Source organism: Humiphilus diazotrophicus (assembly GCF_059726315.1).
The window spans coordinates 3,695,093-3,714,316 of record NZ_AP040870.1; the positions used below are offsets into that span (position 1 = coordinate 3,695,093).

21 protein-coding genes and 1 tRNA gene are annotated in these 19,224 nt (G+C 47.4%); 14 read left to right on the forward strand and 8 right to left on the reverse strand.

Going from position 1 to position 19,224, the window contains the following annotated elements:
- Positions 1-4: 4 nt before the first annotated feature.
- The 8 genes from AC6I7T_RS15825 to AC6I7T_RS15860 all read left to right on the forward strand — a co-directional run bounded on the left by AC6I7T_RS15825 (position 5) and on the right by AC6I7T_RS15860 (position 7,384).
- Positions 5-1,189, forward strand: a complete 1,185-nt coding sequence (locus AC6I7T_RS15825) for a glycosyltransferase family 9 protein (RefSeq protein WP_497794470.1) — start codon at positions 5-7, stop codon at positions 1,187-1,189.
- A gap of 105 nt (positions 1,190-1,294) precedes the next feature.
- Positions 1,295-2,221, forward strand: a complete 927-nt coding sequence (locus tag AC6I7T_RS15830) for a hypothetical protein (protein ID WP_497794471.1) — start codon at positions 1,295-1,297, stop codon at positions 2,219-2,221.
- A gap of 95 nt (positions 2,222-2,316) precedes the next feature.
- Positions 2,317-3,252 carry an ATP-grasp domain-containing protein gene (locus tag AC6I7T_RS15835; RefSeq protein ID WP_497794472.1) on the forward strand — a complete coding sequence of 312 codons (936 nt, stop codon included), beginning with the start codon at positions 2,317-2,319 and terminating at the stop codon, positions 3,250-3,252.
- Positions 3,249-3,875, forward strand: a complete 627-nt coding sequence (locus AC6I7T_RS15840) for an HAD family hydrolase (protein ID WP_497794473.1) — start codon at positions 3,249-3,251, stop codon at positions 3,873-3,875. Before AC6I7T_RS15835 ends, AC6I7T_RS15840 begins: the two co-directional genes overlap by 4 nt.
- A gap of 279 nt (positions 3,876-4,154) precedes the next feature.
- Complete coding sequence (locus AC6I7T_RS15845) at positions 4,155-5,282, forward strand: radical SAM protein (protein ID WP_497794474.1); 1,128 nt, start codon at positions 4,155-4,157, stop codon at positions 5,280-5,282.
- 152 nt (positions 5,283-5,434) lie between these two features.
- Complete coding sequence (locus tag AC6I7T_RS15850; RefSeq protein WP_497794475.1) at positions 5,435-6,181, forward strand: class I SAM-dependent methyltransferase; 747 nt, start codon at positions 5,435-5,437, stop codon at positions 6,179-6,181.
- A 71-nt stretch (positions 6,182-6,252) separates the two neighbouring features.
- A complete protein-coding gene (locus AC6I7T_RS15855) occupies positions 6,253-6,732 on the forward strand; it encodes a helix-turn-helix domain-containing protein (protein ID WP_497794476.1) in 480 nt (159 codons plus the stop codon).
- Positions 6,733-6,748: 16 nt separating this feature from the next.
- Positions 6,749-7,384, forward strand: coding sequence for an IS630 family transposase (locus AC6I7T_RS15860; protein ID WP_497794477.1), 636 nt, complete (start codon positions 6,749-6,751; stop codon positions 7,382-7,384).
- A 266-nt stretch (positions 7,385-7,650) separates the two neighbouring features.
- Here the strand turns inward: AC6I7T_RS15860 and AC6I7T_RS15865 are convergent, their stop codons facing one another.
- Genes AC6I7T_RS15865 through AC6I7T_RS15875 form a run of 3 tightly spaced genes read right to left on the reverse strand, consistent with a single transcriptional unit; the run spans position 7,651 to position 10,578 of the window.
- Complete coding sequence (locus AC6I7T_RS15865) at positions 7,651-7,884, reverse strand: acyl carrier protein (protein WP_497794478.1); 234 nt, start codon at positions 7,882-7,884, stop codon at positions 7,651-7,653.
- Positions 7,832-9,565: an AMP-binding protein gene (locus tag AC6I7T_RS15870; RefSeq protein ID WP_497794479.1), complete on the reverse strand. Its 1,734-nt coding sequence runs from the start codon at positions 9,563-9,565 to the stop codon at positions 7,832-7,834. The genes AC6I7T_RS15865 and AC6I7T_RS15870 overlap by 53 nt, the downstream gene beginning before the upstream one ends.
- Before the next feature lie 14 nt (positions 9,566-9,579).
- On the reverse strand, positions 9,580-10,578 hold the full coding sequence (locus tag AC6I7T_RS15875; protein WP_497794480.1) for a WcbI family polysaccharide biosynthesis putative acetyltransferase: 999 nt from the start codon (positions 10,576-10,578) through the stop codon (positions 9,580-9,582).
- 366 nt (positions 10,579-10,944) lie between these two features.
- Here AC6I7T_RS15875 and AC6I7T_RS15880 point away from each other — a divergent pair, with 366 nt between their 5' ends.
- Together AC6I7T_RS15880 and AC6I7T_RS15885 are read left to right on the forward strand one after the other, a co-directional pair.
- Positions 10,945-11,445 carry a sugar 3,4-ketoisomerase gene (locus tag AC6I7T_RS15880; protein WP_497794481.1) on the forward strand — a complete coding sequence of 167 codons (501 nt, stop codon included), beginning with the start codon at positions 10,945-10,947 and terminating at the stop codon, positions 11,443-11,445.
- Positions 11,442-12,551 (forward strand): DegT/DnrJ/EryC1/StrS family aminotransferase, encoded by a 1,110-nt coding sequence (locus AC6I7T_RS15885; RefSeq protein WP_497794482.1) that lies wholly within the window; start codon positions 11,442-11,444, stop codon positions 12,549-12,551. The genes AC6I7T_RS15880 and AC6I7T_RS15885 overlap by 4 nt, the downstream gene beginning before the upstream one ends.
- Positions 12,552-12,684: 133 nt before the next feature.
- Here AC6I7T_RS15885 and AC6I7T_RS15890 read toward each other — a convergent pair whose 3' ends face one another.
- On the reverse strand, positions 12,685-13,581 hold the full coding sequence (locus tag AC6I7T_RS15890) for a glycosyltransferase family 2 protein (protein WP_497794483.1): 897 nt from the start codon (positions 13,579-13,581) through the stop codon (positions 12,685-12,687).
- 491 nt (positions 13,582-14,072) lie between these two features.
- Between AC6I7T_RS15890 and AC6I7T_RS15895 the strand changes: the two genes are divergently transcribed.
- The 4 genes from AC6I7T_RS15895 (at position 14,073) to AC6I7T_RS15910 (ending at position 16,956) form a co-directional block, all read left to right on the forward strand.
- The gene (locus AC6I7T_RS15895) at positions 14,073-14,948 is read left to right on the forward strand and encodes a hypothetical protein (RefSeq protein WP_497794484.1); all 876 of its coding nucleotides are present in this window, start codon (positions 14,073-14,075) and stop codon (positions 14,946-14,948) included.
- 211 nt (positions 14,949-15,159) lie between these two features.
- Positions 15,160-15,235: transfer RNA gene (locus tag AC6I7T_RS15900), tRNA-Ile, on the forward strand.
- 77 nt (positions 15,236-15,312) lie between these two features.
- A complete protein-coding gene (locus tag AC6I7T_RS15905) occupies positions 15,313-16,197 on the forward strand; it encodes an ABC transporter ATP-binding protein (protein WP_497794485.1) in 885 nt (294 codons plus the stop codon).
- A gap of 9 nt (positions 16,198-16,206) precedes the next feature.
- Positions 16,207-16,956: a metallophosphoesterase family protein gene (locus AC6I7T_RS15910; RefSeq protein ID WP_497794486.1), complete on the forward strand. Its 750-nt coding sequence runs from the start codon at positions 16,207-16,209 to the stop codon at positions 16,954-16,956.
- Positions 16,957-17,029: 73 nt separating this feature from the next.
- On the opposite strand, the gene rplI is transcribed toward AC6I7T_RS15910, so the two are convergent.
- The 4 genes from rplI to pth form a co-directional block, all read right to left on the reverse strand.
- Positions 17,030-17,488: a 50S ribosomal protein L9 gene (gene rplI, locus AC6I7T_RS15915; protein ID WP_497794487.1), complete on the reverse strand. Its 459-nt coding sequence runs from the start codon at positions 17,486-17,488 to the stop codon at positions 17,030-17,032.
- A gap of 92 nt (positions 17,489-17,580) precedes the next feature.
- A complete protein-coding gene (gene rpsR / locus AC6I7T_RS15920) occupies positions 17,581-17,913 on the reverse strand; it encodes a 30S ribosomal protein S18 (RefSeq protein ID WP_497794488.1) in 333 nt (110 codons plus the stop codon).
- 98 nt (positions 17,914-18,011) lie between these two features.
- The gene (gene rpsF, locus AC6I7T_RS15925; RefSeq protein ID WP_497794489.1) at positions 18,012-18,467 is read right to left on the reverse strand and encodes a 30S ribosomal protein S6; all 456 of its coding nucleotides are present in this window, start codon (positions 18,465-18,467) and stop codon (positions 18,012-18,014) included.
- Between the two features lie 77 nt (positions 18,468-18,544).
- On the reverse strand, positions 18,545-19,222 hold the full coding sequence (gene pth / locus AC6I7T_RS15930; protein ID WP_497794490.1) for an aminoacyl-tRNA hydrolase: 678 nt from the start codon (positions 19,220-19,222) through the stop codon (positions 18,545-18,547).
- Between the last annotated feature and the right edge of the window lie 2 nt (positions 19,223-19,224).

Sequence of the window (19,224 nt, forward strand, 5' to 3'; positions counted from 1 at the left end):
ATTCATGGCATCTGTAAGCCTCAGCGGCAATCAGACAAGTTCTACCAACCTAAGGCCGCCCATCGATGTTGCTCAATGCAAGAATATTGCCGTGATTAAGATGGATTACCCTGAGGACTTCATCTTGGCCACCCCTTTCCTTCGTGGCTTAAGACAGAGCGCCCCCGATGCCACTATCGACTTAGTAGTTACTCGTGAGAGCATGCCATTAGCTGAGATTTGTCCCTTGGTTGATCATGTAGTCTACGCCGAGGTAAAGGACACACCAGATAAGAAGATCGTAGTAGAAGTTGGTGGGAATCCGGAGAATGTCGAACACTTCAGGAAGAGCTGCACAAACAAAAGCTATGATTTGACTCTGGTTCCTCGATATGAAGATGACTTCACGTTAGGATCGTATGTTGCGACTAGTACCGGCGCAAAGAGAGTCATAGGATTTGCAGTTCCACCGGAGCCCTTTGCAACAAAGCACGATTACGCTAACGCATTTTATACAGACGTAATTAAGCGGCCATTCTTCGCACACGAAACAGAACACAACGAAGCATTGCTGAGATATGTTAACGGTGCTTCCGATACGGATACACTCGATATCTGGGCCTTACAAGAAGACACAGAGTCGGCCGATCGAATGCTGGAATCAGCAGGGATCAAGACCGATAGACCTGTTCTGACTGTGTTTCTGGGAGCTACAAGCCTGAGGCATTGCCTCCCGCCAGAGAAACTGATAGCCATCCTGAAACGTACAGATGCGATGATTCCTGACCTTCAATTGTTGGTGGTTGGTCCCATGGACATGCAGCCACAGGCGAAGGCAATTGCATCTTCTTTTAGCAATTGCGTAGATCTGTGTGGACGTGCGACAATGCGTGAGCTCGTAGCCATTGTGGCTAAATCCACGGCAATTGTAAGTTTCGGGCATATGCCTGCTCATATAGCTGCAGCCGTAGACGTTCCTTCCGTACTGTTTTCCCCACATCCCTCCGAGGGTAATCCGGCGAGTCGATTCTCCCCCATGCGCATGGGCCCCAAGGGGAAGGAGAGATGTGTTGTACTTCAGCCCAAGTCTGCACTTTGGCCGTGCAAACAGACATGTCAGTCGGAGGGAAGCCACTGTATAGTCTCGATCGGCGCTGAAGAAGCAGTGGAAGCAATTGTCGACGTCATTCAGAAACGGATGATTAGCTAGTTCAGCTTCAAATTTGAATCGCGATTGGACCTAAGCATTTCATACATGCGGTGTTATCTCCTGATTGGTTGATAGCGACCTGTTTACCCCAACGGAGGAAGTAAGTTGAGCAATTTTGAAAAAGGCGCAAAGGCTTCGTCAAACCGGATAGGTGTTGTGATCTACACCTATAATCGTGTCGATGATGCTCGAATCAACATGGAGATCATCCGCAATATCTGGCAGCGCACTCCAGGCCTGGAAGACACGGTCATCGTGCATGCCTTCAATGGCCCGCAGGAGATCTGGCCAGAAAAGTATCTTGAAGACGAACTGTTGCAACTCGACAACCCCGGCCACTACGCCGGCGCAATGCACTTGATTGATGAAGGTATCGCAGCAATTCGGTCGAACTACCCGGATATCGAACATGTGGTAGTGCTAGCATCCGACACGTGGTGCGTGATGCCTCAGTACATCAAGGCCATCGTCGATACCATGCGCGGCCGTAATCTCTATTTGGCTTCTTGCGCCTGGGGAGCAGAAGGCAATTCGAATATCTTCCGTACAGGCGTCGCTACAGATTTCTTCGCAGTGAACATCAAGTGGGCCACAGAATATGGTCTCTTCCCAATTCGCTTTGTCGAATTCAATGAGAAGTATAGCGAGTTGCTGTCCTTCATTTGTGATACCCCATTGCCGGAACGTGTATTCATGATTCGTTACAGGCAAGCGATCAATCGCGCAGAAACGATGGCCTCAGAGAACTTGGCGCCTTCGATTGCACTGTCGCACTTCCTAGTAATGGTAGAGCGCCAACCAATCCACATCAGCAAAAATGGACAGGGTCAACGAAACATGTACTGGCCCAATATCGGACTCATTACTCACCACGATCCAGCAGAGAAGAGACGCGCCTTCGCTGAATGGAAGCTAAATCTAGGTGAATACGGCAGCCAATTCCTAACAGCAAGCAATCTCGACTATTTCAACATGGGTCACACGAAGAATATGTATAAGAGAGATGGTGTAGCCATCAGCTATGGAGAGTAGCTGGAAGACAACATTGATGCAAATTATATAAAGAACCATTGTCCTTTCCTTCAAGAACTCTTGCTTTGGGGGGCGGGGGGAAATTGGGCTCTAACATGAAAAAGAGACTACTAATAACGGCTGCAGGGACTGGGACTGCTTACAGTTACGTCCAAGCAGCAGCTCAACACTTTCCAGATTTATCCCTGATTACCGCAGATATTAATCCAGGATACCTTGTAACTGCCTCTTTATTCTCCGAGGCACATGTGCAGGTTCCATTATTTGAGGCCAGCGACCAATATCTCGACCTACTAAACGAATTGATTGACCGGTACGAAATAAGCTACTACCTCCCGATTATCGACCCCGAGATCCAATTTGCTGCGTCACATCAGGACCATATCAAGGCAATGGCTATTATTCCTCCTGCAGGATTTATTAGTCTTGCTATTAATAAGCAATTCTATGCTGAACATCTTTTGCACTTAGGTATATCCGTTCCTGTAACGGTCGGACGCGACGACGTTATCAATCATCTCCCTTGTTATGCAAAGCTTCCTGGGGGATTTGGAGGAAAGGCTAGTTGGTTAATTCAGAAAGTTGAAGATCTAGTTGCCATTCCTGATGAATGTTTTTTTCAGGAATTCATACATGGTCGCGAGTTTACCGTCGACTGTTTCCCAACAGGCGATGACGAGATCGTTTTTTGTTCTGTGCGTGAGAGATTGGAAGTGAAAAATGGCGTATGCACAAAAGCAAAATTGGAGGAGCACGCTATTCTGGAGAACTATGCTAGAACACTTACAGCTAGAACCGGATTGACAAGCCCCTTCTGTTTTCAGGCTATCTGCAATGACGTTTTCAGAGTCACCGACATAAACCCGCGATTAGGTGCGGGAACCGCGATCAGTGCGGCAAATGGCTGCAATTTTTTTGCCGCTCATCTAGCTAAAATTTTGGGACAGGACTGGCGCCATCACCTTAAGCGGATACGAAAATCCTGCTATGTCACACGCCAGTATATAGAGCTAATGAGTTCCGAAGCATGAACATCGGACTAGATCTGGATGGCACGCTGATAACGTGCCGTGACCGGCATTGCACCCTGATGAGAATCGCTTGTCGACAGATGGGAGTAGCAATAGATTCTGAAGCATATTGGGAACACAAGCGTAAAGGGGCGTCCAACAGACAAGCGCTACATTATCTTGGATTTCCTGATGAGCTGGTACAGAGGATTTGTGCTCTCTGGGGTTTTGGTATTGAGAATTTTCCCTGGCTTTTGTTCGACAGAGTAATACCCGGAACGCATGAGGCCCTATCGAGCATGAGAGAGGAAGGACACAAATTGCATTTAGTTACCGCTCGAAGGAATAAATTTCACACTTTTACTCAGTTGCGCCTTTTGCGCCTCAAAGATCACCTCACAACGGTCTCTGTAACGACTGGTGATAACAGCGTATTAGATAAGAATCTAGTATTCAGAAAGTATGACATTTCATGCTTTCTGGGGGACTCTGAGACCGATCAGGCGGCAGCGGAAAAAGCAGGAATACCTTTTGCTGCGGTGACTTCTGGAATGAGAAATATCACTTTTTTTTCAGCGAGAGGAATTAAGTTCATATTTCCGGACATACAGACAGCATTGACCAAATGGAGTCTTTTACTTTGACCTGAACTACTATCCTCTAAATGCCGAATCCTTAGATCTGTCGCTCACCCTGGTCAACAGTACATCGAATTCATCTCGGACTAACAGGACGAGTTCAGAAGTGAGATCGGTTTTCTTTCAGTAAAAAGATTGGAATTGAGATATGTGGATATCTCGGGTCTTCTATTGGCTGATCTATTATAAAAAACATGTCTCAACCGCTACCAAGCATACCTATGAATCTATATTCTTGAACCGATACTTGAATGCGTGATTTGTTGAACAAAGAAGGGTTTTAATATGCAATCAGACAGCTTGCGGCGCGCCCGATTGGAAGTTGACGGGAAGAAGTATATTATCGATCTTTTGCATTGCTATAAGTTTCAGACCGTTATCTTGGAAATTACAAGCAAATGCAACCTAAGATGCGTTTTCTGCACAAAATCAATTCCTGACAACGCCTCTATCCCTGGAAGAGACATGGAAATGTCTGCAGAAGTATTTGATCAGACATTAGAATTTATCAAAGAGGCTCATCCAGCATTCGTTGCTTTTGTTGGAATTGGCGAGCCCACGTTCAGAAGTGATTGGCAGATTCTCTTTCAACGAGTTCGAGAGTATTGTCCGACATTAACCATTAACTCTAACTTTGGCCGACTATATTCCGAGGAAGAATTAGACTCACTGCTTCAACTGGCGATGATAACCATCAGCATTGAGTCATCGGATGCTACCATGCAAAAGGATCTCCGTCGATCGGTAGATCTCAGGAATATTGTATTCAATCTTCTCTCATTGCGAAAACGTGCTCGCCTTAAGAAGATGGCAATGCCCAGAATTCAGGTAAATTGCACAGTTTCCAATCAAAATGTCTTTCAGATTAGAGAGCTTGCGAGTCTCTGTGCTGAGTTAAAGGTCGATTGCATAACGCTTAGCAGTTTATATGCTTTCGACGGTCTGGATACTGACAAGGTTCGTTCGATTGAGAGCTTTTCATCTGATCAACTTCTTTTGGCTACTCAAGAACTTAAGGAAGTCTCAAAAGTACTGGAGAATTCATCTACGGCGGTGAGCATTCAGCCACGTCTAGTGCAACTGGTCTCAGGAAAAAAAGAGGAAGATTCAGTAGCTGAAGGGATGACTCGAATTTGCACCCAGCCGTGGGGAACTGTCACTATCGGAGCAGATGGCCAGGTATTTCCCTGTTGTGTCGTACAGGAAGCATTTGCAAATATTCAAGATGGAGCAAATGTGGTGATGAACGGTGATGCAATTGTAAACCTCCGCGAAAAATTGCTCCTGGGAGATCTTCCTCCCATTTGTCGGCATTGCAGCAATGCACCCCTCGGAAAGCGGGAGGATCTCATGAAGGAAGTAATTATCTCGGCTGTTAAGTCTGGTCGGGTTCCAGTTGAGCTATGCATTTAGCATTTCTTGGATAGCCAATATGATCACTGTATTTACCACAAAAGGCATCGAGATGTACGGATTACTACCGACAAATATCGCGGGTATATGTTGAATGACGATTTGCCAAAGACGTACGATTTGTCGACAATTGGAAATTTTAGGTGCTAGCTATGTCAGATAATCAGAAAAATCTGAATTCCAACGAGGGGATACGACTGCAAAAGGTAGCACAATCTTCTCTATATGCAACGGGTTTATGTCCGGTAACCGCAATGGCTTATTGCTTCAAAATTTTGAGGCGGTATATCAAGACCGGCAACCTGCTGGAACTGGGACCGGCAGAAGGAATAATGACCGGACATATTACTTCATTAGGAATTCCCGTTACTGCTGTCGATGGTTCTGCACTGTTCTGTGAAGGATTATCTCAACGGTTTCCACAGGTAAAGGTGGTGCATTCACTGTTTGAGAAATTTGAACCAGGGGAGCATTTCGACAATATCGTCTTGGGCCATGTTCTTGAGCATGTACAAGATCCGATGGATATCCTTTTGCGTGTGCGTAATTGGCTCAAACCTGGAGGCATGGTTTTTGCCGCTGTACCGAATGCTAGGTCCCTGCACAGACAGGGTGCGGTTATTATGGGCCTTCTTCCGTGCGAAGACGCCATGAATGATATGGATCGACATCATGGGCATCGGCGAGTTTTTAATCCTGAGTCATTTCGTGCAGCTTTCACTCAGTCTGGATTTCAGATTGATCTATTCGGAGGATATTGGATAAAGCCTCTTTCCAATGGACAAATAGACCAGGATTGGACGCCTGCAATGCTCCAGGCATTCATGCAATTGGGTGAACGCTATCCAGATATTGCGGCAGAAATTTATGTAGTAGCGTCAAATCCAATTAGTGACTAGGTCTCTGACCGCGAAGAGAGGTACAGAGAAAGGTACTTGGAAAGTAATGGAGCGAGATTCAAATTGGAGGTATGAGGAAGACAGAGAAGACGCAAGTTGAGTTGGAGAAAAAGGATCGGCAAAAGATAAGGGAGCTTCTCAGCAAGGGCCGAGAGTCGGCGCGAGTGTTGCGCCGGGGGCTAATTTTGCAGCAATTGGACCAAGGACAGAGAGTGATGCAGGTAGCTGGTAATTTGAGCGTGGCAGCAAAGACAGTAAGAGCCATTGCTATGCGGTACAAGAGGGAAGGATTGGAGTCAGCCTTGCATGAAAAGCCGCGACCAGGCAAGCAGCCCTTGCTGACTACAGCGCAAGGCCAGCGGATTATCGCAATGGTATGTGGTGCGGCACCGGAAGGCCAGGCGCGGTGGAGTGTGCGCTTGATCGCCGCAGAAGCAATCAAGCGAAAGCTGGTAACAACAGTAGGTCGAGAAACAATTCGCATACTACTACAAAGCCATGAACTGAAGCCGTGGCGAGAAAAAAAGCTGGTGTATCACAGAGCTGAATGAGGAGTATATCTGCCGAATGGAAGAGGTTCTGGAGGTGTATGAGAAGCCACTTTCGGCGACCGAACCGGTAGTCTGCGTGGATGAAAAGCCGGTGGTCTTGCACGCCGAGGTTCGCCCGCCGCATCCCATGCAACCCGGACGAGTCACCCGGCGAGATTGCGAATATGAGCGCCGTGGCACCGTCAACGCATTTTGCGGGGTGGAACCCAAAGTAGGACGACACTTTACCAAAATCACGCCAAACCGTTGTTCGCAGGAGTTTGCCGATTACCTGGTAGAGATCATAGCCAGCTATCCAGAGGCTGACACGATCCATTTGGTAATGGACAATCTAAGTACGCATCATCGCAAAGCCCTGGTGGATCGTTACGGAGAGAAGATCGGAAGTCTGCTGTGGGATTGTTTCACCGTGCATTACACCCCGAAACATGGCAGTTGGCTGAATCAGGCAGAGATTGAGATCAGCCTGTTCAGTCGCCAATGTCTGGGGATCCGCAGAATCCCCTCCTTGGAAGACCTACAGCGAGAAGCTACCGCATGGAACCGCAAGATGAATCGTGAACGCACCACTATCGGCTGGAAATTTACTCGCACTAAGGCACGCCGAAAATTCGGCTATTCAAAGAACAACATCTCACGGTCAGAGACCTAGACCAAATGATTGGAATTACTCACTAAGGATGAAATGAAAACGGCCTGGCTTCAAGCTTGTACTGTGGGTCGGTTCATTCATTGGTCTTATGCCGAACAGATCGGTTGTGGCATAAGGCTCAGCACCGGCAACTTCTCGGGACATTTCCTATCTCTAGCAGGGGAAAGCCGAGCTGCGCTTTGTAAATATCCACAGTACATCCTACTGACCACCCCCACCGATCCTATCGGTCCCTAATCGGTGCCTATCTTGAGCTGCCTCTCCTTCTAAGGGAGACAGCTCAAAATGTAATCTGATAATTGACCCACATTGGCGCAATTATTGACCTTTTTAATATCCAATTCAACGCCGAATTTTTTCTCGAGGCCCAAAACAAATATTGAATGGGAAAGAGAATCCCACCCATCGACATCTAGAGCTGTTGTCTCACATGAAATCTCTAGCGAATCATTCAGGAATGTATCCCGCATTACCTGTTGTATTATTTCCATCACGTTCATACCTAGTCTCCCTGCCAAGCTGCTCTGTTTGTTTTCCTTCTACAAGATGAAGGTATTTGTCACGGTTAGAATTACGAGATACTTTGCCACTAGTGGTCTTGATCAACCACTTTGGTGGTACTAAAACCACTTTACCCAATACGAGAGATAGTTCACTTTGAATCGCTTCCTTGACTGCACGAACGATTATAGTGTAGCCGGACGGCGGGGTCTCGGTTTCCGCAATGACATAGGCTACCTCGCTGCCGACCGTTGAGTTATGCACACCAAACGCCGCACAGCGTCCTGCTTTGATTCCTGGCACTCTATTCACAATCTCCTCAATATCGTGGGCATAGTAGTTTCGACCATTGACGATAATGAGTTCTTTTTTCCTTCCAGTGACATAGCAGATCCCATCACGAATTATCCCGAGATCTCCGGTCTGATAGTAACCAGATCGTATCGCACGTGCCGAAAGGGCTTCATCCTTGTAATAGCCTGAAAACATATATGGCGAAGAAATTGCGATCTCCCCAATAGAGTCTTCGGGCAACTCCCGACTATCTGGATCGACCACCTTTATAAGGGTGCCAGCCAGTGGTGTTCCAACAGGCATAAGAAGTGACTTGTCCTTCTCGTCTTCAGGGGACAGGACCTTTCCAGCTTCCAGCCCGCGATGAGAAATTGCTAGAGGCTTTATTTCTTCCCCCAATTCGGTTTGCGCAACAGCAAACACCGTTTCAGCCATCGCGTAACAGATTTGGAGCTTCGATCTGTGAACACCATATTTTTCGAAATGCCTAAGGAAGACCTCAAACGCTTCTGCTTTACAAGGCTCAGAGCAATTGATAAAGGCACGCATCGAGGAAAGATCAACTACAGTATTTTCTGGCACACCTGCACGAGCAAGAAAATGAAAGGCAAAATTAGGTAACCAGGTTAATGTTGCCCGATATTCGGTGATTGCAGTCAACAACATCCAAGGACTCGAGACCCACTCAAAAGGATCCATTAACACCAACGGGGTCCCTGTCAACATCGGCATCAGGAAACCTGCGATTAGCCCCATGTCATGGTAAAGCGGCAACCAACTGACAACAACATCTTGATCATTGAGACATAATTTTGTTGAATAGTGACTTACTTGATCAAGAATTGCCCGATGAGATAATGCCACACCTTTGCGGCTTCCCGTTGTCCCCGAACTATGTTGTAAGAGAACCAGATCTCCAGGTTGAGCGGGATGGGCTTTTCCTTTCGGAAGCTCCTGCAATGGCACTCCGGTTGCGATCAGCTTGAGCTGTGAATCATCGAGAAAAGAAGAAAACACAGAGGCGGCTTCTGGATCTGTTACAAAAGCTCCACCACTGACCCGCTGACATTGAATCTTTAATTGCTCCCAGTAGTGGGCAGGATCTTGCCGATTCTTGGGAGGAGCAACATACGAGGGAATGAAACCTCCGAGAACTGCGCCAATAAATGTGTATATAAGATCTTCTCCATGGCTCAATGCGATCGACACGACATTCCCGGGCTGCAAGCCATTGCTTTGATATACACCTGTATAACGAAGAGAATTTTCGTATAGTTGTTTATATGTTATTGCTATAGTGCGATCGGAACATTTTAGATAGCAAAAGACTTTGTCCTTGTTTATGCCCATCGTTAGCAGGACATTGCAAATCGACGATACAGTCATATTCTGAAATTCTCTCAATTATCTATCGCTTCGTTTGAAAAGGCCTTTGCAAGAAGTGCCCCTGCTTCTCTCGGCCGTTGGAGAAGGGCAAACGCTACAGCGGAGGTGACTAGGGCTCTGTGATTGTTTGGTTCCCGCATCCGGACCAGTGAAGTAAGGTTCAGAGCGCGGGCACAATCGCCATTAGCAAGCGCAATTGCGGCCTCGTCCATGCCTTCGTTGATAGTTGGACGTTTCAGCGCGTTGGCATAGCGTCTAAAATATTCAGCACAGTTTAGTGCCAACCACCCTCCCCATTGAGGATACTCGTAGCCTGCTTTTACGAAAGGAATTGCAAAATGGCTGAGAATAGCTGGATGAATTGGGACCTCTACTCCCTGTAACCTATGCACATGCTTTTCCCAAGAGGGCTCATTGAATAGTGGCAGTCCCAAGATAGATAGTATTTGATTTGCGATATGTATCAACAACACATCAGTCGGATGGTCGGGGGTGAAGAAGAGTTTGCGAAAGAAGAGATTCTCTGCAATGAATTCATAAACCGTAACATCACTTTGCTTGTCATATTGACGAAGACGGTTTTGTTCAAGGCTAAACAGTCTGTCAATATTCAGAAGAGAATCTAAGCTTGAATTCAGATATGTCTCTACTGCCTCTTCAGGGGTGCACCCTGACTTGATCTTCGAAATGATGAAGCGATCACCATATGGGTATCTCCAACCAACTTCTTCTTCTGGCCGATCAAAAGAAAATGGCCAAAAGAGCGCACAAGTAAGGAGCGGTATAGAAATGTATGTTGCACTGGATGGCAATTGATCAAAGAATGAGGGCCGAGGGAATGATCTTTGGTGGAACATGATACGGCAACGTCCAAGTTGATCTTCTGTGGGACTTTCATTTAGCCACGGCCGGCAATGAACAAACTCAAAATCCTTTAGAACAGGATGTTGTTGGAACAGTTGTATCAGCCCATTTCCTTGACAGTTTGAATAGAAACACGCGACAGACTTCAACAGATCCCCCAAAACAAAATGGATATTCTTGCCCGTTCAGGCCTTCACAAAATCGCTGCTGTCAACACTGCCAATTTCACGTGGACACGCTGGGACTCTGTCCCTTTTTGAGTCTAGACCAGCTAGGACCTTCGATATTCGTTCATAACCAGCTCATTCCCACCTCTAAACCCTATTGGGAACATGGCCCATTTTGGATTTGCTTATTATTGAGATCCATCGAAATTAGGAAATTTGTACGGCTTGCGCGTTATGGTCGAGAGGAAAGGTTTCGAAGATCAAATATTTCTTATCTTCATCGGTTTTAATCGGCCAACGACAAGCTCTTTGCAGATAAGTCATGGGTTAACTACATCGGGAAAACATATGCGTTACAGTGAACACACAGTTCTCCAGTCAGGCCTTGCCAGCACGGAATCGGGAATACCAGTTCCGTTCGCCACAGAAGTCCCTCGCAGAAACCTATCTCAGTGCAAATTGGTCGAACTTCCGAAGATCTCAGAAGTTCGAGGGAATCTTACCTTTATAGAAGGAAATCGGCATGTTCCTTTCGACATTGAACGTGTTTATTACCTCTATGATGTACCAGGTGGTGCTGAGCGTGGAGGCCATGCGCATAAGGAATTACAACAACTCATTGTCGCAATGTCTGGTAGTTTCGACGTCGTACTTGATGACGGCAGGGAAAAAATGCGAGTTCATCTGAATCGCTCTTATCAAGGTCTTTACATTTGCCCAATGATCTGGCGCGAATTGGATAATTTCTCGTCTGGCTCCGTTTGCATGGTTTTGGCATCGCAACGTTACACTGAAGATGATTACTATCGCGATTATGCAAAGTATCTAGAGGTTAGAGGCATATCATGACAATATCCTTCCTGGACCTGCAGGCTGGATTCTTGGAGTTGCAGGCAGAGATTGAGGAAGCAGTGCTGAGATCAATACGATCTGGCAGATATATTGGCGGCTCCGAGATAGAGACCTTTGAAAGCAGTTTTGCTAAGTACACCGGCGCAGATTATTGCATTGGTGTTGGCAATGGCCTGGACGCCTTACATCTCGCATTACGTGCGATGAATATTGGACCAGGAGATGAGGTGATTGTCCCCTCAAACACTTTCATAGCCACGTGGCTTGCGGCGAGCTATGCAGGTGCCGTTCCCATTCCCGTTGAGCCCCTTGAGGCAACTTACAATATCGACCCTGCGAAAATTGAGCCTGCTATAACCAAGCGCACAAAGGCAATCATTCCAGTTCATCTTTATGGGCAACCTGCCGATTTGGATCCAATTCATGAACTGGCACAAAAATATAATTTGAGGGTTATTGAAGATGCCGCACAGGCTCATGGCGCCTGCTATAAAGGCAGGAGGATCGGGAGTCACAGTGACGCTGTAGCCTGGAGCTTTTATCCAGGGAAAAACCTAGGCGCTATGGGGGATGCTGGAGCAGTCACTACGGGTAAGCAGGAGATCGCGGAACGCATTCAACTACTTCGAAATTACGGATCCAAAGTGAAATATGTTCATGAGACATTAGGTTTCAATTCTCGTCTCGATCCTATTCAGGCAGCGGTGCTAAGTGTTAAGCTACGATATCTCGACCGGTGGAATGACCACCGAAAAATGATAGCTAAACGGTATTCTGAAGCATTAACAGACAGCGAACTAACGCTTCCCACAGTTCCCATCTGGGCCGCTCCAGTCTGGCATCTATATGTGGTGCAATCTGAGAATCGTGATCTATTACAGAGTGAATTAAAAAGATCAGGCATAAATACCCTCATTCACTATCCTACGCCACCGCATTTACAGCAAGCTTATCGTTATCGCGATATTAATCCAGGTCACTTGCCAATTGCAGAAAATATGGCTCGCAAAGTGCTCAGTTTGCCAATGGGACCGCAACTCAGCAACGCAAGCGTAGAAACCATAATCTCAGCTATACGGTCAGTTACCGGTATTAGTAGCTAAGCTAAAATGGGCTAGAAGCTGTTACTGCTTAAATTCTCGGTTTTGGAATAGGGGAATAGGCTTACCCTCATATTTAAATGGGTGAGCCTATTTTCTATTAACATGGTCTTTATAGGTTGGTCGGCTAAGGCATTTATGGCGCGGTCGTAAAGCTACTCATTTCTTCTCGGATTCTATCGATTTCCTGCTGAAGATGAGGATATATGGGAAGGTGATACGTATAGACATCTATCAATTTCTTGTAGCTAAGCAGTAAGGTCTCCCAGTTCAGTAGTCCCCGAGAGCGTGCAAATGTAATTACTTTTTCCCAGTCTGTGACTACATATATGAAGTTGCTATTACAGGAGGGATTAGAGTTCGTATTTGCATGCCTGCGAAAATACGACAGGACGAAAGGGTGGACAACAGCTGATCCCTTTAGCCCCATGTTGATCCAGGTTGCGACATCACCAAGGCCTTTCCATAATTCACCATCAATCTCCAGGAAAGAGGGCCTCCCCGTTTCGTCGAAGAGCAAGTCCCGCTTCAACAAAACGGTGGTCAATTCTCCGACAGGATTTAATAACGTAGATGCCATTGTATTTATCAGGTGACGACCATCAATAATGGACAGGCTGTTTACATTGAACATATTGATGGTGTTCAGATAGCCATTTGCACCATCGATGGTCGCTCGCGGAGAAAAGGCGAAAACAGCGCCACTTCCTTCCGTTACCGCCATTGCCTCAACGAGGTATTGGACGCAAAAGGGATGCAACATGTCATCATCAAACAGAAATTTGACATATTTCCCTTGTGCAAGACGACACACATTTAGGACATTGTTGATCCCGCGTCCACCTGGGTTCTCGTTTCTAACATACTTTACTAGGTGCGGGTAATCGTCACATATTTTCTTTATGCCATCATCAGGGCAATCATCAGATACGATTATCTCGATGTTTTTGTATGTTTGTGCTAGGGCACTGGTAAGGCATTCTCTGAAGTGTCCCGGTTTATATGAGGGGATGCAGACCGACACTAAATCCATATGTCTGTTCCGAACCTACTTCCTGATGGTAATTCTGCCAATATCGCTGAGATATTTAGACTTAAAAGAAATCGAGCAGATTTTTCTCAATAACTGACGCACTTATATCCATAATGATTCCTGGAGCGCACAAGGCAGACGAGTTTGAATGCATTTCTTCGGAATGAGATCCAAAATGCAATCGATATTCCCGATTTTGAACAAGGGAGGCAAAGATGCATCCATTTACACGTCTATGATCCTTTGGCCACAGAGAAATCATGACATGCGACAAACGTTCAATGTCATCCCCAAACACCCTTTCCCGAACAAGTATTCCTTTCGCCTGCCAGAAAGGAATACTTGCGAATAGCACAAGGAATTTGTTCTGTTTTTGGATTGATTCCCAAAACAATCGCGAAATCTTTGCATTTTACACCACGCCGATCTTTTTCTCTTAAAAAGAATCTAAGTTATCAACAGCACGATAATCGGATTTTGACGAGGTGCGGATGGAGAGGAAAACATCACTACACCATTTGGAGTCGATATTATTCGACGGGGTAGGAGAAACTGTCTTTATCTATCAGATTTTCTACGATGATTCGTCAAGACGGATGCTGGATAGTGGATTCATCCCCCTGGATAACACACGGAATGAGAGACCTGATTGGTTTGAGTTTTGGGCTATTCAGAAGTTTTTCAAGTCCTGCCCGCTTCGGGACAATTGTTGGTATGGATTCCTTTCTCCAAAATTCCATCTGAAAACAGGCTTTGATTCAAGCCAAGTTATTGCGACTGTCAAAGAATCTTCATCCTGTGCAGACGTTATTCTGTTTTCACCGTATTGGGATCATCTTGCTTATTTCCTTAACCCTTTTGTACAAGGCAACATCTGTCATCCTGGATTGTTAGATTTAGCTCAGCACTTTTTTAACGATATCGGGTCATCCGTAGATCTTGCTTCGCTGGTTTCGCATACATTGAATTCAGTCTTCTGTAATTACGTGGTTGCCAAGCCTATTTTTTGGAAGGCTTGGTTCAAATTGGCAAGTCAGTTCTTCGAATATGTAGAGACAAGAAGAGGCGATATTGCGAAGGAAACAGTGTACGAATCACACGGCCTGTCGCCAATGAAGACATTCATCCAAGAACGCCTTGCATCGGTAGTTCTAAACGATGGTAGATTCCGTGTCGCGAGCGTGGATGTTTTTCCTGATAATATAAGCCGGTTTTTCTTAGATTGCACACAGACCCGACGCATGCTTAGAGCCTGTGATCTACTGAAACAGCAGTACGTAGCAACATCTGATCCGGGCTACATCAATACATTTCACAAACTCAGATCTGCTATTCCATTGACCGGAACAATCTATCAAGGGGCCTGAAAAGATGTTGGTTCCAGAAGCACAATTCGCTATAAGACGCTGACATAGACGAGGCAACCCGAGGAAAGGGCAATGCCATGGCACCATTTCAAATGCATAGAGCTGATATTGTTCATTGTTCACAGGGATGATGACAAATGCAAATTCATCAGATGGCTAGATTTATTTATTGAGTGGCTTTTATGTAAACTAGTTTTGCCATGATGTTTTCGGGCCTGTAGCTCAACGGTTAGAGCAGAGGACTCATAATCCTTTGGTTGGGGGTTCAAATCCCTCCGGGCCCACCAGACGTTCCCCTCCCCGTATCTGCAGATATTCTTGTATTGATGTCCTTCTATGGACGCCACTGCTAGCATAAATACCGATGGAACTCTTGCTGAATGTTCAGAACTTGACGGTTTGCTTTCCTGGAACATCCGGGGAACGACCCGCCGTCAGTAAATTGAGTTTTCGAATTGACGATGGAGAAACGCTGGGGTTGGTAGGAGAATCTGGTTCCGGCAAAAGTGTCTCCGCACTGGCAATCATGGGGCTTTTGGATCCTTCCGCTTCTATTAGCGGGATCATTCGACTTGCTGGATCTGATCTGCTTTCACTTGATCCGAATTCTGTCTGCCCATATCGAGGACAAACGGTCGCAATGATCTTCCAGGAACCGATGACGGCGCTCAATCCCGTTATGCCCATCGGCAAACAGGTTGCCGAATCGCTTGAGGCTCACCAGCCTGAGCTTTCTCATCAAGAAGTCAAAAGACGGGTAATTGAAATTTTGGAAGCAGTTGCACTTCCGGAGCCCGAACGGCGGTTTAACGACTACCCACATCAATTCAGTGGCGGACAGCGCCAACGCATCCTTATTGCTATGGCTCTGATTAACAGGCCCAGACTACTGATCGCCGACGAGCCTACCACTGCGCTGGACGTAACAGTCCAAGCTCAGATATTGGATCTTCTCGGCGATTTGCGGAAAAGATTCGGTTTGGCAATCTTATTCATCTCACACGATTTAGCGGTAGTTTCAAAGATTACTGATCGTGTTCTCGTCATGAGACACGGTATGGCCCTTGAAGAAGGGAGTTCCAAACAGATCTTTTCTGCACCAGCTCATCCCTATACGAGAAGTCTTTTGGAGGCAATTCCTACTTTGGTCACCCGTAAAGACCTTCCTCTCGCTATGCTAGAGAATATGCCTGATCCTTTCTCGGGTTCCTTTCGAGAGATTGAGGCTGGTCACTGGGTTCGAACCTGAACTTAGAACATGCGCGCACTGATACTTTCCGATATTCACGCCAATCTGGAAGCGTTGGAGGCTGTGCTTGCAGCAGCTCCACCCTTTGACGTGATCTGGAATCTGGGCGACATCGTGGGCTATGGAGCAGATCCCAGTGAGGTTGTCGAAATTATCCGGGCACAGCAGAGTATTACTGTTCGAGGAAATCACGACCGTGCCGTCTCGGGTCTTACTCGTCTCACCGAATTCAACGGCATTGCCGCACAGGCTGTTGTCTGGACTCGAAACCAACTCACAGAAAATCAACTCCAGTGGCTTAAGCAGCTTCCCAAAGGGCCTTTGGCTGTGGCTGAAGGAATTCAGTGTGTTCATGGATCTTTGCTTGACGAAGACGAGTACATCGTTAGCTTAAGCGAAGCGGAACCAGGACTAGCTCGAACAAAAGCATACCTCACCTTTTTTGGACATACCCATCTCCAAGGGGGCTTTGCCACAAACGGCCATGACTGGTTTCACCTGAGGCCTCAGTATTGCGAAAGGAATTCTCTCGAAAGCTATCCTCTGCAGTTACGCACGGGAGCTCGATACCTGCTAAACCCAGGATCTGTCGGACAGCCACGAGATAAAGACTGGCGAGCAGCCTTCGCACTTTTTGATAGTGAAATGCTGCAGATAACCTTTTTCAGAGTGCCCTATGAGGTAGGAAGTACTCAGGAGAAGATCATGCAGGCAGGATTACCGGAACGATTGGCTCTACGGCTAAGGCAAGGAAGGTGAGTAGCGGTTCTAGGCTGCCGACTTGTAGCCACTAGCATACAGAGCTAGCGGCTACAAGCCGATTGCAGCATACCTACTCGGCAGCGACTTCTTCGCGCTGGACGTTGACCTTCAGGTGCGCGGTGACTTCGCGATGCAGCTTGAGGGCAACGATGAACTCGCCCAGAGACTTCAGTGGCTCATCCAGTTGTACCTTGCGGCGATCGATATTGAAGCCCTTCTCTTCGAGCTGCTGTGCGATATCGGCAGAGGTAACGGACCCGAACAGCTGGTCACCTTCTCCGGCACGGCGGGTGAAGCTAAGGCTTACATTTTCGAGCTGTGCCGATAGTGCCTCGGCTTCAGCTTTTTCCTTTGCAGAGCGGCGAACTGCGGATGCCTTCATCTGCTCAATAACTGCCTTGTTCGCTGCGGTAGCTTCCATCGCTAGCTTTTTGGGCAGCAGATAATTACGACCATAGCCATCGGCTACCTTCACGACATCGCCGCGATGGCCGAGGTTGACTACGTCTTCCTTCAGAATGACTTCCATCGGATCTCTCCAAACTCGATATGCGGGCCGGATTTTGAAAGCAGACACAAATTAACTTTCGTCTGCATCTATCTCGTCTCCCGCCGCCAAAACTAGTAGCGTGCTGCGAAAGGCAGCAAAGCAATATTGCGGGCCTGCTTGATCGCACGGGTCAAACGGCGCTGGTGCATTGTGCACACGCCGGTCAAACGGCGAGGAACAATCTTGCCGCGCTCGGCGACAAACTGCTGCAGCAGACGCACATCGCGATAGGGAATCGCATCAATCTTCTCGGTGCAGAATTTGCAGACCTTCTTACGACGGAAGAATTTGCGATTACCACCACCTGCGCCCGAACCAGGGCGACCACCCGTACGGGGACCACTAGCCGGAGCTCCTGTTGATGCCGGTGCGCCTTCCGGCGCCTTAACTTGAGTCTCGTCCATCTTCTTTAATCCTTCTCGGCGGAGCACTCTTTGCTCTAGCCGTCTTCACTCTTAGCCCTGGCAGCTTGCACTGCCAAAGAAAACACTTTTGGATGCAACTAGAGAGCAGCCGGAGCTGATTCAGTGGTTGCTGCTGGAGCCGGTGCGGCAGTCTCTGCAGGAGCTGCTGGTACTGCGGGTATTGCGGGTACTGCAGCAGGAGCCTGTGTGCTCACCTTCTTATGGGTTGCGCGAATTGCTTTGATCTTGGCAAGACGCTTTTCTTCTTCGTCTATGCGAACGGTGATGAACTTGATGACAGGCTCAGTCACGCGGAGACGACGCTCGAGTTCCTTCACATGCACACCGTCGGCTTCGATCGTAAGGAGGACGTAGTTTCCTTCGCTGAACTTGCGAACCAAGTAGGCCAGCTTGCGGCGTCCCATTTTTTCCGTCGACTTGACGACACCGCCGCCATTGGTCACGGTTGCTTCAAAACCTGCGATCAGCTTGTCGAGCTCTTCATCCTGCACATCAGGCCGGACGATGAACATCACTTCATAAAGACGTGCCATTCTGCTTCTCTTTTCTGCCGCTGCCTTCGCAAGCGGCCACGCCCGGGAGGCATAGGCCACCATGGCTGTTGCTTTTCTTACTTCGCCGGGCTGTTTCGCTCGCGACGATTAAATTCATTCATAGCGGCGCTGGTACCCTTTTCGATAACATGCCGAACAGCATTTGCTACCTGATCAAGCACTTCGTCCAGAACCGCCAAATCCTTTTTCCGTAGTGGAGTCAGCAAATAGTCCTTTCCACCACGTCTTCCTACTGCCCCAGCATGCTCTGTCGCCAAAGGCAGCTCAGGTCCTACTCCGATGCGAATCCTCACCCACTCCTGACTTCCCAAAGACTGAATGATGGACTTTACACCGTTATGTCCTGCTGCACTTCCTCGCTCCCTTACCTTCAATGAACCCAACGGAAGATCGAGTTCATCGTAGAGAACTACCAAGTCCTTTGCAGGATCGACGCCGTACTCCTCAACCAGCGCCTTAACAGCCATACCGCTCAGGTTCATCCAGGTTTCCGGCTTTGCCAGAATCACCTCCCGCCCATCGATGCGAATCGTTGCGGTCAGTGCCTTACACCGGCGATTTGTCACGCTTGCGCTGTATTGCTCAGCCAGACGATCAATCGCTAGAAAACCTGAATTATGCGGCGTGAACTGATATTCGATTCCTGGATTACCAAGTCCCACAACCAGTAGCACGCCGTTTCGTTCTTCTCCGGAACCGTTACTTTGTTCCGGATTTTGACCCAAAGTGGCCAAGG

Bases quoted from the DNA above. Each gene is read 5' to 3' on its own strand.
- AC6I7T_RS15860 (WP_497794477.1), top strand. From the start codon at position 6,749: ATGGAAGAGGTTCTGGAGGTGTATGAGAAGCCACTTTCGGCGACCGAA.
- rplI (WP_497794487.1), bottom strand. From the start codon at position 17,488: ATGGAAGTCATTCTGAAGGAAGACGTAGTCAACCTCGGCCATCGCGGC.
- AC6I7T_RS15850 (WP_497794475.1), top strand. From the start codon at position 5,435: ATGTCAGATAATCAGAAAAATCTGAATTCCAACGAGGGGATACGACTG.
- AC6I7T_RS15840 (WP_497794473.1), top strand. From the start codon at position 3,249: ATGAACATCGGACTAGATCTGGATGGCACGCTGATAACGTGCCGTGAC.
- AC6I7T_RS15885 (WP_497794482.1), top strand. From the start codon at position 11,442: ATGACAATATCCTTCCTGGACCTGCAGGCTGGATTCTTGGAGTTGCAG.
- AC6I7T_RS15870 (WP_497794479.1), bottom strand. From the start codon at position 9,565: ATGACTGTATCGTCGATTTGCAATGTCCTGCTAACGATGGGCATAAAC.
- AC6I7T_RS15845 (WP_497794474.1), top strand. From the start codon at position 4,155: ATGCAATCAGACAGCTTGCGGCGCGCCCGATTGGAAGTTGACGGGAAG.
- AC6I7T_RS15895 (WP_497794484.1), top strand. From the start codon at position 14,073: ATGGAGAGGAAAACATCACTACACCATTTGGAGTCGATATTATTCGAC.
- AC6I7T_RS15890 (WP_497794483.1), bottom strand. From the start codon at position 13,581: ATGGATTTAGTGTCGGTCTGCATCCCCTCATATAAACCGGGACACTTC.
- AC6I7T_RS15855 (WP_497794476.1), top strand. From the start codon at position 6,253: ATGAGGAAGACAGAGAAGACGCAAGTTGAGTTGGAGAAAAAGGATCGG.
- AC6I7T_RS15865 (WP_497794478.1), bottom strand. From the start codon at position 7,884: ATGAACGTGATGGAAATAATACAACAGGTAATGCGGGATACATTCCTG.
- AC6I7T_RS15835 (WP_497794472.1), top strand. From the start codon at position 2,317: ATGAAAAAGAGACTACTAATAACGGCTGCAGGGACTGGGACTGCTTAC.
- AC6I7T_RS15910 (WP_497794486.1), top strand. From the start codon at position 16,207: ATGCGCGCACTGATACTTTCCGATATTCACGCCAATCTGGAAGCGTTG.
- AC6I7T_RS15905 (WP_497794485.1), top strand. From the start codon at position 15,313: ATGGAACTCTTGCTGAATGTTCAGAACTTGACGGTTTGCTTTCCTGGA.
- rpsF (WP_497794489.1), bottom strand. From the start codon at position 18,467: ATGGCACGTCTTTATGAAGTGATGTTCATCGTCCGGCCTGATGTGCAG.
- AC6I7T_RS15825 (WP_497794470.1), top strand. From the start codon at position 5: ATGGCATCTGTAAGCCTCAGCGGCAATCAGACAAGTTCTACCAACCTA.
- rpsR (WP_497794488.1), bottom strand. From the start codon at position 17,913: ATGGACGAGACTCAAGTTAAGGCGCCGGAAGGCGCACCGGCATCAACA.
- AC6I7T_RS15880 (WP_497794481.1), top strand. From the start codon at position 10,945: ATGCGTTACAGTGAACACACAGTTCTCCAGTCAGGCCTTGCCAGCACG.